Raw genomic sequence first — 13,373 nt, forward strand, 5'->3', positions numbered from 1 at the left:
ACATGGCTGATATGAGACGAGGTATGCCGATATCGGATTCTCATGCGTCGTTGTTCTTTGATTCAACAAATTTTTTGCTTTAAACCCAGATAATTCATTAGGACGCGAGATGATGACGAGGCAGGTTGCGAGACAGTTTTGCCGGTTGAGAGAAATCCATAGCCTGGTCTATGGACGCCGCGCAGGTAGCAAGAATGGCGGCGAAAATGGCCGCAAACTGACCGCCAGCACTCGCATAGGCTCGCAGACCGCCTAATGAATTATCTGGGTTCAATAAACCTTTGCCCAACCTTTTCTCTTACGGCGCCATGGAGATCATATCGCCTCCGAGCGATAGCGCATACCTAAAAAATATCATCTGTGCCAAGCAGGTAGCCTGATCATCGCTGTGCGGTTTACCATTGCTATATAGTCAACCTGTACGGCCAACTGCTTCTTCATTGGAGTCAAATAAATGGATAAAGGTGTTTGTGTGATTGTCGGTGCGGGTCCTGGTAACGGCGCTGCTATGGGCGCGCGGTTTGCGGAGGATGGCTATCGGGTGGCGCTTTGCGCCCGCAATAAAGAGAAGCTGAATAAAATCGCCGGGAAGATAAAGGGTTCCCGTGCATTTCAGTACGATGTCAAGGATACGGAAACCTCATCCGAGGTTTTTGCGCAGATCCGCCAGCAGTTCGGCCCGGTGGATGTTTTAATATACAACGCTGGTGCAGGCGCATTTCAAAATATAGATGACGCGACACTGGAAAGTTTTCAGGACGCTTGGGAAGTCAATTGCCGCGGGCTGTTCCAGACCGTAAAAGAAGTGCTTCCCGATATGCGCGCTGCGGGAACCGGGAATATAGTCATTATCGGCGCGACCGCATCAATTAAAGGCGGCGCCAACTTCGCTCCTTTTGCGTCTGCAAAAGCGGGTCAGCGCGGCCTCGCGCAATCATTGGCGCGGTATCTCGGCCCTGAAAGGATTCATGTCAGCTACGTGATTCTCGACGGTATCCTGAATTTGCAGCGAACCCGGCAGCACATGGAAGGCAAGCCTGATGAATTCTTCATGGAGCCCTCTCAGATAGCGGAAGCCGTTTACTTTCTCACACAACAGCAATCACAGGCCTGGACATTCGAGCTTGATCTTCGGCCTTTCGGAGAGAAATGGTAAAAGGGGATTGCTCGATTAGAGCGAAAGGCAGCAGCAGGTTTATGGGGCGCAACGGGAGGAAGCAGGGAATTATAACGGCGTAGCGATCATGCCCGGCGGATCGAAACCGCTCACCATTTACCATGTGCCACTCAATAGCTTCTCTGCCCAAAACAGACCGGAAACCGTTTTATTGTCGGATATTTTTCCCGTTTTTACCCACTCCAGCGCCGTCGGTAATCCTAAGGTGAGCACCTCCAGATGCTCGCCGTCATCCAGGCTTGCGCCCTTGAAGGTGAGACCTTCCGCAAAGTAATAGATCAACTTCTCGTCCGAATAACCGATACAAGGGTGCAAGGTGGCGATATAACGCCAGTTTTCCGCCGTGTAACCTGTTTCCTCCAGTAGTTCCCGTTGAGCGCACTTAAGCGGGTCTTCGCCAGCATCGATTTTTCCGGCAGGCAGCTCATAAAACTCCCGCTGCAGGGGATAGCGATACTGGCGTTCCAGCACCAACTCGCCATTGTCGAGCAACGGTATGATGACTACTGCGCCGGGATGCTTGATGTATTCGCGTACTGCGACTTTGCCGTCAGGCAGCCGGGCTTGATCCGCTCGCACATGGAGAAGCTTGCCATCGTACACATTCTCGCTGCTGAGTGTTGTTTCCGTAAGATCGAGGTGTGGTTTGGGCATAAAAGCAACCTTGAAAACAAATGAGCTGGAAAATAAGCAGTCAACTACCAGATTCAGGATGACGGGTTCGTTTCATCCGGAGGGCTATATGCTTGCGCTACCGGCGATTTAGCCGCCTCCTGTTCAATCAGCCTCTCGGATGGGAACCATGCACTGAAAAGGCTACCTTTGCCGAGTTCGCTGACGATATCAAGTTTCGCATGATGGCAAGTCAGCACATGCTTGACAATGGCGAGGCCCAGTCCGGTACCCCCCGTTTCACGCGAACGCCCATGGTCAACCCGATAGAATCGTTCCGTAAGACGCGGGATATGTTGGGGTTCAATGCCCATGCCGCTGTCCTGAACGGAAAATACGCCTTGTCCATCGTGCATTGCCCAGTTCAAAGAGATATCCCCCCCGCCAGGGGTATAGCGGATGGCGTTGCTGATAAGGTTACCGAAAGCGCTGCGCAATTCGTCCGTGTTACCCAATAATTTCGTGCCGGTATCGAGATTGAGGCTGATGCGGTGGCGCCCGGCACTCAAGGATTGTGCTTCATCATAAAGCTTCCGTAACATTTCGGGAACATCGACGTTTCCTTCCCGGGCCATGTTTTCCGTATCTTCCAGCCGCGACAGCGTCAACAGGTCTTCCACCAGACTTTGCATTCGCCTGGTTTGATCGGTCATCAGCGCCAGCGCCCATTTGCGTGTTTCAGGATCTGAATGACCTTCTTCCGACAGTGTTTCGAGAAATCCACCAACCACCGTCAGCGGCGTGCGTAGTTCGTGCGACACGTTGGCGACGAAATCCCGGCGCATGGTCTGGATTCTTTCAAAGCGCGTCACATCACGGCTGAGCAGCAGTTTCTGTTTATCGCCATAGGGCACGAGCTGTAGCGAAAGAGTCAGTCCCTGATGCCGGGACTGCTTGATTATCAGTGGTTCCGCGTAATTTTGGGCGGCAAGGTATTTAGTGAATTGAGTTTGACGCATCAGATGGGTAATATGCTGACCCGTATCAACACCTGCATTGATGCCCAGATGTTTCTCTGCTACGGGGTTGCACCATTCGATGCGGTCTATCTCATCCATGATTACCACGCCTTCCGGCATCGCCGAGGTGGCGCGTCGCAGAAGTTCCAGCGCGGAGCTGATTTGCCGATGTTTCTGGCTTTGGTCACGCTTCAGGCGAGTCAAGCGTGCAAACACATCTCCCCATCTTCCGAAACCGGCAGGTAATCTGGATTCTTCAGTCTGAAGCCATTTGTCGAGTATCGTCAATTGACGCCAGTGATAAATGACCAGCAGCAGCAGCGCGACATTATAGAGGGCTAATGTCGCGAGAGTACCCAGCATTGTCAGGAGTAGCCCGGTTACAACCGTAATCAGGACCAGGTTGGCCCCATGCTCCCGGAAACGTTCCCAGAAACTGGACACGTAAGCTATTTGGAAGAATAAAGCGGGATCATTATCCTAAATCCGATAGTTGGACGGGGTGAAGTGTACGGTTTTTGGGGTGCAGGGCAAGGCGCAACGACGCGGAATACGACCGCGCAGGGGCGGAGCAGTGCCTTCCGCAGGAAGGTGCGACCCCGAAGCGGGATGCGGGCGCCCGCTTGCGTGTGGAACGCGATCGCGGCATCTCCTGCGCTGCCCGATCCCCGCTTCGCGGGGCCCCTCGGACGACGCTTCGGGGCGCCGTTCCATTCCAAGAAGTTGCAACGCAGCCATGTGCTGCAAAAACTGTGCAATTCACCCCGTAGCGACCTTACCCACAAGGTGAGTGTCAAATAATATGAAATGTTGTTATTAATCATAATACTGATCTATTAAATAAGCGGTCAACTACCGGATTTAGGATTATTCCAGGGATCACCCCATGCTCGCCGTCAGCACCGCGGAAAGTCGATAGCCCGATCCCCTCACCGTTTGCACCAGTCCATCCTTACTGACTGTCTCCAATGCCTTGCGTAGTCGGCGGATGTGCACATCCACAGTTCGGTCCTCTACAAATACATGATCTCCCCATACCTGATCGAGCAACTGCGAACGGCTGTATACTCGCTCGGCGTGAGTCATCAGAAAATGCAGCAACCGGAATTCGGTAGGACCCAGCACTACTTCATTGCCGTCGGCAGTTACGCGATGAGCAGCCGAGTCGAGGTGCAGTCCACCGATCTCGACCATATCGTCGGCCGCTTCGGGCGAGCGCCGCCGTAGCACCGCCTTGATTCTCGCGAGCATCTCACGCGGAGAGAAAGGCTTGGTAATGTAATCGTCGGCGCCGATCTCCAGCCCCGCCACCTTATCGCCTTCTTCTGCGCGAGCCGTAAGCATGATGATAGGAATTGTTTTAGTGCGCGCGGTGCGCCGCAGCACGCGGGCGAATTCGATTCCGCTCATTCCCGGCAGCATCCAGTCGAGCAGCACCAGATCCGGTAGCGCATCATTGATGATTTCCATGGCTTCTTCCGCATTTCGTGCGGAAAAAACGATATGTCTGGCTTGCCGCAAACTATATGAGATTAAATCCTGGATCGCTGGTTCATCTTCAACCACCAGTATTGTCGCTGCCATCGGCACATTCCTTCTATTCGTGATTATTTCTCTTCGATTTTGATTGTCCTTATATTGCGATGATATGTAAACAATATTGCGGTTTCGTGACACTTGCATCCTCCCCTTGCCGAATGCAGAGCGTTTTCCAGGTCCTGCCACGCGCCAGTTTTACAAGATCAGGATAACGCGGTAGTCGTTGACATTCGTATGGGTTGGGCCGGTAACGACCAAATCACCAAGCTGCTGAAAGAACGTATAAGAATCGTTGCGGGCAAGCAATGCCGATGCGTCCATCCCTGCCTGCCTTGCACGGTATAAGGAATCAGGCGCGGCGATCGCGCCCGCATTGTTTTCCGTTCCGTCTATGCCGTCGGTATCGCAGGCGAGCGCATGAATATTCTCTGCACCACCGAGCTCAACGGCAAGAGATAACAGGAATTCAGTATTTCGTCCGCCACGTCCGCGATGGGTGCTATGGTCACCATAAGTGCCGTTTCGCTTTTTACCCAATGTAACGGTCGTTTCGCCGCCCGAGATTAGCGCTAACGGGGGTCTCCAAGGATGCCCATACCGGCGGATTTCCCTGATCAAGGCTGCGAAGACCCTGGCGACATCGCGTGACTCGCCGGTAACGGAATCACCCAGTATTACAGCGGGAATGCCTTGAGTACGAAAATATTCGGCGGCGGCCACCAACGATTCGTGCGCGGTAGCGATCACCCGGTTTTCTACGCGACTGAATGCCGCATCGCCCGGTTTAGGGGTCTCGCCAAGCTTGCCGTTGGCGCCCGCCAGCAATATTTCCGTCACGGCATCGGGTGCCTGGATGCCGTGATATTCGATGATTGTGAGCGCATCCGCGTATGTTGTGGGGTCCGGTGCGCAAGGACCGGATGCGACATGGGTTGGATCGTCGCCAGTTACGTCGGAAATTATCAATGCCAGTACCGGCGCGCGGCTTGAAGCCGCAAGCCTTCCCCCCAGGACAGCGGAAAGATGCTTGCGGACGGTGTTGATCTCTTGAATTGTTGCGCCACAATGGAGCAATTCCGTGGTGACGGTTCGGAGATCGATCAGCGAAATACCCGCTACCGGCAGCGATAGCAAGCTCGACCCGCCGCCGCTCAACAAGCAAAGCAGGAAATCATCCGTACCGAGTTTTTTTACTTCCGCCAGAAGATTACGTGTGGCTTCTTCACCCTGTTCATCGGGTACCGGATGTCCGGCTTCGATAACCTGGATCCGATCGAGCGTCAAGCCGTGACCGTAGCGGGTGAGGACGATACCATCCAGCGACGCATCGTTTTGCCAATGTTTTTCCACTGCCATCGCCATCGCTGCCGCCGCTTTGCCTGCACCGACGACCAGTGTACGACCCCGAGGTAATCGATGAGGTAATTGATGACGCAATTGTGGCGGCAAATGCCGGGGTACTATAAGCAGGGGATCGGCTGCGCTGACTGCGGCATGAAAGCTATTGAGCAGAAGGTTGCGGGCATGCTTATGAATGCCCATATCCGCGTTGCCGCTGCTGATCATGAGTTGAGGAACTGAGCGCCGTTTTCAGGTAGTGCCCGGTAAAGCTCTTTTCGTCCGCTGCTATTTGCTCCGGCGTTCCCTGGGCAATGATCTCTCCGCCGCCCCCTCCGCCTTCGGGGCCAAGGTCGATAATCCAGTCAGCGGTCTTGATCACATCCAGGTTATGTTCGATGACGACTACGGTATTGCCATGGTCGCGCAAGCGATGCAACACTTTCAGCAATAGATCGATGTCCTGGAAATGCAGGCCTGTCGTGGGCTCGTCCAGAATATAGAGCGTGCGGCCAGTGTCGCGTTTGGAAAGTTCAAGCGACAGCTTTACCCGCTGGGCTTCGCCCCCCGAAAGCGTGGTCGCGGACTGGCCCAGGGTGATATAGCCCAGGCCGACATCCAGCAAGGTTTGCAGCTTGCGCGCCACGACCGGCACGGGGCTGAAAAACTCGCGTGCCTGTTCCACCGTCATATGCAGAATTTCGTTGATGTTTTTTCCCTTGTACTGGATCTCCAGTGTTTCGCGGTTATAGCGCTTGCCATGGCAGACATCGCATGACACATATATATCCGGGAGAAAATGCATTTCAACCTTGATCATGCCGTCGCCCTGGCAGGCTTCACAGCGCCCGCCCTTGACGTTGAACGAGAATCGCCCGGGTCCATAGCCGCGCTCACGCGCCTGGGGAACACCGGCGAACAACTCCCGGACTGGCGTGAACAAGCCGGTATAGGTGGCCGGGTTTGAGCGTGGCGTGCGCCCGATGGGGCTCTGGTCCATGCTGATGACCTTGTCGAAAAAGGCCAATCCATCCAGATTCCGGTATGGCGCGGGCTCCGCGGTGCTGCCATATAGATGGCGAGCGGTTGCATGATAAAGCGTTTCGTTGATGAGCGTGGATTTGCCTGAACCGGATACGCCGGTTATGCAGACGAATAATCCGACAGGCAGGTTGAGGTTGACGTTCTTCAGGTTATTGCCGGATGCGCCTTCGATCCTGAGCCAGCGATCGCTTTTCGGTTCGGTGCGTTTTTCCGGCAGCGCGATGGCCAGTTCACCCGAAAGATATTTACCGGTGAGTGAGCCGGGATCCTGTTGAATAGCCTCGGGTGTTCCCTGTGCGATGATCAGTCCGCCATGCTCGCCCGCACCCGGGCCCATGTCCACCACATGATCGGCGGTAAGTATGGCGTCCTGGTCGTGTTCCACCACGATGACGCTATTGCCGAGATCGCGCAGATTCTTGAGCGTTTCCAGTAGGCGTCCATTGTCCCGCTGGTGCAGCCCGATGGAAGGCTCATCCAGCACATACATTACGCCGGTCAGACCTGATCCGATCTGGCTGGCGAGGCGGATGCGCTGGGATTCTCCACCGGACAAGGTGTCGGCGGAACGATCCAACGACAGATAATCCAACCCGACATTGTTGAGAAATAATATGCGACTGGAAATCTCCTTGATGATTCTTTCCGCGATGGCAAATTTGTGCCCCGTCAGTGTTACCTGGTCAAAAAAAACCTTCGCCTCCTTCAGCGGCAGCGCGTTGACTTCATAAATAGCGCGCCCTCCCACGTGGACATGGCGTGCTTCGCGGCGTAGCCGGGTTCCGCCACATTCAGGGCAGGTTTGGGAATTGAGGTATTTCGCCAGTTCCTCACGCACGGCGAGCGATTCGGTTTCCTTGTAACGTCGCTCCAGATTGGGAATGATGCCTTCAAAGGTATGTTTGCGATAGCTGCGTTTACCGCTCTCGTTCAAATACGAGAATGAGATTTCTTCCTTGGCTGATCCATGCAGGATGATATCTTGCAGATTCTCGGCAAGCTGTTCAAAGGGTATTTCCAGATCAAAATCGTAGTGGTTGGCAAGGCTCGCCAGCAACTGGTAATAAAATTGATTACGCCGATCCCAGCTCTTGATTGCGCCGGAAGCCAGCGACAGATGAGGAAACGCCACCACCCGCTTAGGGTCGAAAAAGGTTATTTTCCCCAAGCCGTCACACTTGGGGCACGCACCCATCGGGTTGTTGAAGGAAAATAAGCGGGGTTCGAGTTCCGGCAGGGAGTAGCTGCATACCGGGCAACTGAACCTGGCCGAAAAAAGATGCTCATGGCCTGAATCCATTTCCACCGCCAAAGCGCGTCCGTCGGCATGGCGCAGTGCGGTTTCGAACGATTCCGCCAGTCGCTGCTTGGAATCGGGTGAAACTTTGAGCCTGTCCACCACGACTTCCACCGTGTGCTTTTTATTTTTCTGCAACTTCGGCAGCGCATCGATCTCATGCACTTCACCATCGATTCGCAACCGCACAAAGCCCTGTGCGCGCAGTTCATCGATCAAATCCATTTGCTCGCCCTTGCGACCTACCACCAGCGGCGCCAGTATCATCAGCCTGGTTTCCGCGGGTAGCCGCATGACGTGATCAACCATTTGCGAGACGCTTTGCACCGTCAGCGTGATGCCGTGATCAGGGCACTGCGGATCGCCCACGCGCGCAAACAGCAGGCGCATGTAATCATGTATTTCGGTAACGGTGCCGACGGTGGAGCGCGGGTTATGCGAAGTCGCTTTTTGCTCAATGGCTATGGCGGGAGAGAGCCCCTCTATCAGATCGACGTCGGGTTTTTCCATCAATTGCAGAAACTGGCGCGCATATGCCGAGAGCGATTCCACATAGCGCCGCTGGCCTTCCGCATACAGGGTGTCGAACGCGAGCGAAGATTTGCCGGACCCGGACAAGCCGGTGATGACGATCAGCTTGTTTCGCGGCAAATCAAGACTGATGTTTTTGAGATTGTGCGTACGCGCACCGCGAATTTTTATAAGTTCCATCGGCTGCTTCCATTTGGCTGCTCATAGACTACCTGCGGCGACATGCCGTTACTTGGACTATCCGTAACATCCTGAGCCGAGGCTATCTGAGTGCCGGTCAAACCTGTTAATATACGCAACTTTCCGCATTTCCCCAATCTGATTCATGTCCTCCTCATTACCTCCCGATAAAATGTCGCCCATAGAGCTGCGCGCTACAGCCGGCCTGGCGGGAATTTACGGGCTGCGCATGTTGGGGATGTTCATCATTCTGCCGGTATTCGCGTTCTATGCCGAGCATCTCCCCGGTGGCGCCAGCTATACGCTGGTGGGTATCGCGCTTGGCGCATATGGATTGACTCAGGCCATACTGCAAATTCCGTTTGGCTGGCTATCCGACCGTATCGGCCGCAAGCCTGTCATTTACATCGGATTGATCCTGTTCGCAATCGGCAGTTTTGTTGCTGCATCCGCCACCGATATTTACGTGGTGATCCTTGGGCGCGTCATCCAGGGTGCGGGGGCAATTTCCGCGGCTGTGATGGCGCTTGCCGCCGACCTTACCCGTGAAGAGCACCGGACCAAGGCAATGGCCGCGATCGGCATGACCATAGGTGCGACCTTTGCGCTCTCGTTGATTATTGCACCAGCATTAAATAATGTGATCGGTGTGCCGGGAATTTTTGCGATGACCGGCGTGCTGGCACTACTGGCGATGGTGGTTGTTTTCAAAATCATTCCCGATCCGGTAATCAGCCGCTTCCATTCCGATACCGAAGCATCCGCCGGACGTTTCCGGAATGTGTTGCGCAACCCGCAACTGCTGCGCCTGGATTTCGGCGTGTTTGCATTGCATGCGACATTGATGGCGCTGTGGCTGGTGGTGCCGTTGTCGTTACGCACGACCGGATTGGCGGCGGACCACCACTGGCAGGTATATTTACCGGTGCTGCTCCTTTCCATGGTATTGATTGTTCCGGCGATCATTTATGGTGAAAAAAAGGCCAAGCTCAAACAGATATTCGTCATTTCGATAGCTGTATTGCTTGCCAGCCAGGTAATGCTGGCCTATGCCTTCGATTCGCTATGGGGAACGACCTTGGCGTTGCTGGTGTTCTTCACCGCCTTCAACCTTCTGGAAGCGACTTTGCCCTCGCTCATTTCCAAGATTGCGCCGGTGGGCGCAAAAGGCACCGCCATTGGCGTCTATAGCAGCGTCCAGTTTCTCGGCGCATTCGCAGGTGCAACCGCGGGTGGCTATTTGTATCAGCATTATGGGGCCTCTGCACTCTATGCATTCTGCGGAGCCCTGCTTGCATTATGGCTTGTTTTTGCCGTTACGATGAAAGCCCCTGCCGCTGTGCGCACCAAAATGTATCATGTGCAAGAGATGGATACGGGCACGGCCAGCGGTCTATCCCGCCAGCTGGCGGCGCTGCCCGGCGTGCATGAGGCGCTGGTGCTGGCGAGCGAAGGCGTGGCCTATCTGAAAGTGGATATGAGAGGTTTCGACGAAGAAGGCGTTGTTCAATTATTGGGGGGAGAAGCGTAATGGCATCAGTCAACAAGGTAATACTCATTGGCAATCTCGGTAAAGACCCCGAGACGCGTTATATGCCAAATGGCGACGCCGTGACCAATATCACTTTGGCAACCACGGAAAATTGGAAGGATAAAAACGGCGAAAAACAGGAAAAAACCGAATGGCATCGCGTCACCTTTTATCGCAAGCTTGCTGAAATCGCCGGCGAATACCTGAAAAAAGGCCGTCCGGTATATGTGGAGGGACGGTTGGAAACGCGCAAGTGGACTGACAAGGCGGGTGTTGAGCGCTATACCACCGACATCATCGCCAGCGATATGAAGATGCTGGGTAGCAAACCCGGCAGCGCCGGTTTTGATTCGGATAGGGAAGGGCGGGACGAGGGCAGTTTCGCGCCGAGCCCGTCGGGGAGTAAAGCCCCTGCTAAAAGCAGCAGTGGGTTTGACGATATGGATGATGATATTCCGTTTTAGGAGCTACTTTTTATTTGAATGTTATATTTCAACTTAAAACCAGCGTAAAAGCTGGTTTTTTGTTTTTTACAGCTCGTAATTTACTAGATTGTTTTACTGATATACGCCAGCACGATAGACACTTTATCGGTTTGTTAGGATTGCGGATGCGTTTAAGGCGACGAAGGAGCGGCTGAGGAATGAGCGCCCTGAGATGAAGGCACCACCGAGCATGAGTGTTGCTATTGAGCGCATCACGCGTCTTACTATTGAGAATGAACGTTTGAGGCGGGAGAATAGCAATTTATTGGAACAGTTCGTTGTCTGGCCATACAACGCTCATGTAAGAGGCTTAACTGATACCGACCTCAGCAGAGCCTTGCCTTCAATTGACCGCCGCAAAACAGAGTAAATACTATATATGCTGCGCTGCTACAGCATAATAATCTCGGTAAGCAAACTGAACTCAGACAAAATTAAAATTGAGCTGTTACGATCTCTCTACAAGGCGGACAACGGTTAATAAATTAACGGATCAGTTACACGCATGCAGCTTGAAGCAGGCAGATAATAAGAGTGAGGCGTAGTTCCGACCTGTGGTTCATTAACGTTGGGGCGTCGCGCAAGGTAGAATCTCGTACTCGGTGTGAAGTTCATGCCCCTTCCCTTGAGAAAAAATGCTCCAAGTACATGAAATAGCTAATCCTAAGCGTCACCTCGACCCTGAGGAGGTTGCGGGGAGGAAGTTGTTTCCGTACTATGCCGGCTTCTCTGGCGCATTTGTTGAAAGCACACTTTCTTTGCTCAATTTACCGTGTAACGCTAAGGTATTGGATCCATGGAATGGAAGTGGAACTACAACAGTGGCGGCCTTTAGAAGGGGTTTGACCGCGATTGGCTCGGATCTCAATCCTGCGATGGCCTTGGTCGCCAAGGCAGCCTTTGTATCGCGGCTGGATGTAGAGAGTTTGATCCCGTTAGCCCATTCCATCATAGACAAAGTCGATGATGGGTATGAAGGTATGGAAGAAGATCCGTTGGGAAATTGGTTTCACCCACGATCTGTCTCACTTGTGCGGGGCATAGAAGAGCGAATTAATCGCACCCTCATATCACATGGTACATATACACATTTAGACTCCCCTAATGCGTTGGAGAAGGTGACGCCGCTAGCTGCGTTCTTCTACCTTGCTTTATTTCGAGTGACGCGTCGTTGGGCTCAGGGCTTTGCAGTATCCAATCCGACATGGATTCGAGTGGCCAAGAATACCAAGGAGAAAAAGCATCTCACAAGACAAGGCGTCTCTAAGCTCTTTATACAAGAGGTGAAATTGCTGTGTGAGCGCCGCGAGCGCTTTCCTATTTACCGCGACACTGACGCAAATCGCCTTCAGCTGTTGCTTGCAAATGCTGAAGACCTTCCGTTAGAAAAGGAATCAATTGACGCGATTATTACCTCGCCACCGTATTGTACGCGCATCGATTATGCCGTAGCTACATATACTGAACTGGCTGTGTTGCGAATCGGTGGAGTGAGCTTTTCAACGTTACGCCGCGCTTTGACGGGAAGCTCGACTGTTCAGAAAAATTCTATTGGAATTAATCCTGAATGGGGGCATGAGTGTGGGAATTTTCTTCGTGCAGTGTATGAACATCCATCAAAGGCATCAAAGACTTATTATTTTAAAAATCATTCGCAATACTTTGATTCGTTTTACAAATCATTGAGCGAAGCGGCTAGAGTGTTGGCACCGAAAGCGCCTTGTACTCTTGTCGTTCAGAACTCTTACTATAAGGAAATTCGAAATGACATCGCAGTCATTACTAGTCAAATGGCAGAGAATTTAGCGATGTCCTTAGTTAGGCAGGCTGACTTCTCAGCCTCTCGTTCAATGGTCGAAGTAAACCAACGGTCAAAGAAGTACATAGGTAATAGATCTACGATTGAAAGTGTTTTGTTTTTTAGGAAGAGCTAGCTAGCCAGCCGCTGCTTCGCGATATGCCGCCCTATATCGTGAGCGTACGAACCTGAGCTCAGTAGCATGTTCTTCCATAGTATCCAAGAAGTGCGAGCATATATTGTAGGCTGCATTCAACCTGGTTTCGATATCTTGAATTGTTAGGCCTTTGCCGATATTGCTCGCAGCCTCTCTACCATGGGCCACCGCATTTCGTTTTTCTGTAATTTCTTTAAAATAGCCAACATCGCTTTCTGCTGCTGTAGGAGGTTCTTTGATGCCTAGGCACATAAATATTTCCAATACAGTTTTAGGATATACATTGTGAAGAAATGTTCCGAACACTGTATCGGGAATGCTGCAGGGAACCTTTAATTCAAGCGCAGAAAATATTGCTCTGCGTGCTTCCCACTTCTTTTTTTCTCCGCTACTTCGTGCAGATGTTAGCTGGGAGTCTAACGCTATCGAATGCAAAGAATATTCCAAATGTTTGGTGTTAACTTTAAGCCCGCATAGGTGGTTTATAAAGCTTTGAGTCCCTTGGGTAATCGCATATTCGATTGCGCCATACAACGACACATATACCAGTCCTCGTAATATTAAGGAAATTGAGCTTGGCGGAAGAAAAACGCTACCTTGTGGCTCCTCCTGTTTGATTTTTTTTAGTAGTTCTCGAGCCTCAGATAGCCGTGCGTTCATGCCAT

At 52.6% G+C, this 13,373-nt stretch carries 11 protein-coding genes; 5 read left to right on the top strand and 6 right to left on the bottom strand.

The genetic code is table 11. From position 1 onward, the window contains the following. Positions 1-109: 109 nt before the first annotated feature. Together F822_RS15390 and F822_RS11120 are read left to right on the top strand one after the other, a co-directional pair. Positions 110-256: a hypothetical protein gene (locus tag F822_RS15390; protein WP_156304405.1), complete on the top strand. Its 147-nt coding sequence runs from the start codon at positions 110-112 to the stop codon at positions 254-256. 198 nt (positions 257-454) lie between these two features. Further along, the gene (locus F822_RS11120; RefSeq protein WP_025041208.1) at positions 455-1,156 is read left to right on the top strand and encodes an SDR family NAD(P)-dependent oxidoreductase; all 702 of its coding nucleotides are present in this window, start codon (positions 455-457) and stop codon (positions 1,154-1,156) included. A gap of 117 nt (positions 1,157-1,273) precedes the next feature. On the opposite strand, the gene F822_RS11125 is transcribed toward F822_RS11120, so the two are convergent. The 5 genes from F822_RS11125 to uvrA form a co-directional block, all read right to left on the bottom strand. Further along, a complete protein-coding gene (locus F822_RS11125) occupies positions 1,274-1,831 on the bottom strand; it encodes an NUDIX domain-containing protein (protein ID WP_025041207.1) in 558 nt (185 codons plus the stop codon). A 53-nt stretch (positions 1,832-1,884) separates the two neighbouring features. Then, positions 1,885-3,252, bottom strand: a complete 1,368-nt coding sequence (gene phoR / locus F822_RS11130) for a phosphate regulon sensor histidine kinase PhoR (RefSeq protein ID WP_025041206.1) — start codon at positions 3,250-3,252, stop codon at positions 1,885-1,887. Positions 3,253-3,687: 435 nt separating this feature from the next. Continuing rightward, entirely contained in the window at positions 3,688-4,392 is a 705-nt protein-coding gene (phoB, locus tag F822_RS11135) for a phosphate regulon transcriptional regulator PhoB (protein WP_025041205.1), read from the bottom strand. Between the two features lie 150 nt (positions 4,393-4,542). Then, a complete protein-coding gene (locus tag F822_RS11140; RefSeq protein ID WP_036576028.1) occupies positions 4,543-5,889 on the bottom strand; it encodes a glycerate kinase type-2 family protein in 1,347 nt (448 codons plus the stop codon). Next, the gene (uvrA, locus tag F822_RS11145) at positions 5,876-8,737 is read right to left on the bottom strand and encodes an excinuclease ABC subunit UvrA (protein ID WP_025041203.1); all 2,862 of its coding nucleotides are present in this window, start codon (positions 8,735-8,737) and stop codon (positions 5,876-5,878) included. Before uvrA ends, F822_RS11140 begins: the two co-directional genes overlap by 14 nt. A gap of 172 nt (positions 8,738-8,909) precedes the next feature. Between uvrA and F822_RS11150 the strand changes: the two genes are divergently transcribed. From F822_RS11150 to F822_RS11160, 3 genes are all read left to right on the top strand, one after another. Further along, positions 8,910-10,268 (top strand): MFS transporter, encoded by a 1,359-nt coding sequence (locus F822_RS11150; protein WP_025041202.1) that lies wholly within the window; start codon positions 8,910-8,912, stop codon positions 10,266-10,268. After that, positions 10,268-10,732, top strand: a complete 465-nt coding sequence (ssb, locus tag F822_RS11155; RefSeq protein WP_025041201.1) for a single-stranded DNA-binding protein — start codon at positions 10,268-10,270, stop codon at positions 10,730-10,732. Before F822_RS11150 ends, ssb begins: the two co-directional genes overlap by 1 nt. Before the next feature lie 656 nt (positions 10,733-11,388). Further along, positions 11,389-12,687: a DNA methylase gene (locus F822_RS11160; RefSeq protein ID WP_025041200.1), complete on the top strand. Its 1,299-nt coding sequence runs from the start codon at positions 11,389-11,391 to the stop codon at positions 12,685-12,687. On the opposite strand, the gene F822_RS11165 is transcribed toward F822_RS11160, so the two are convergent. Continuing rightward, the gene (locus F822_RS11165; protein ID WP_156304406.1) at positions 12,688-13,368 is read right to left on the bottom strand and encodes an MAE_28990/MAE_18760 family HEPN-like nuclease; all 681 of its coding nucleotides are present in this window, start codon (positions 13,366-13,368) and stop codon (positions 12,688-12,690) included. It lies immediately after the preceding gene. Positions 13,369-13,373: the final 5 nt, after the last annotated feature.

This window comes from Nitrosospira briensis C-128 (assembly GCF_000619905.2).
GTDB lineage: Bacteria > Pseudomonadota > Gammaproteobacteria > Burkholderiales > Nitrosomonadaceae > Nitrosospira > Nitrosospira briensis.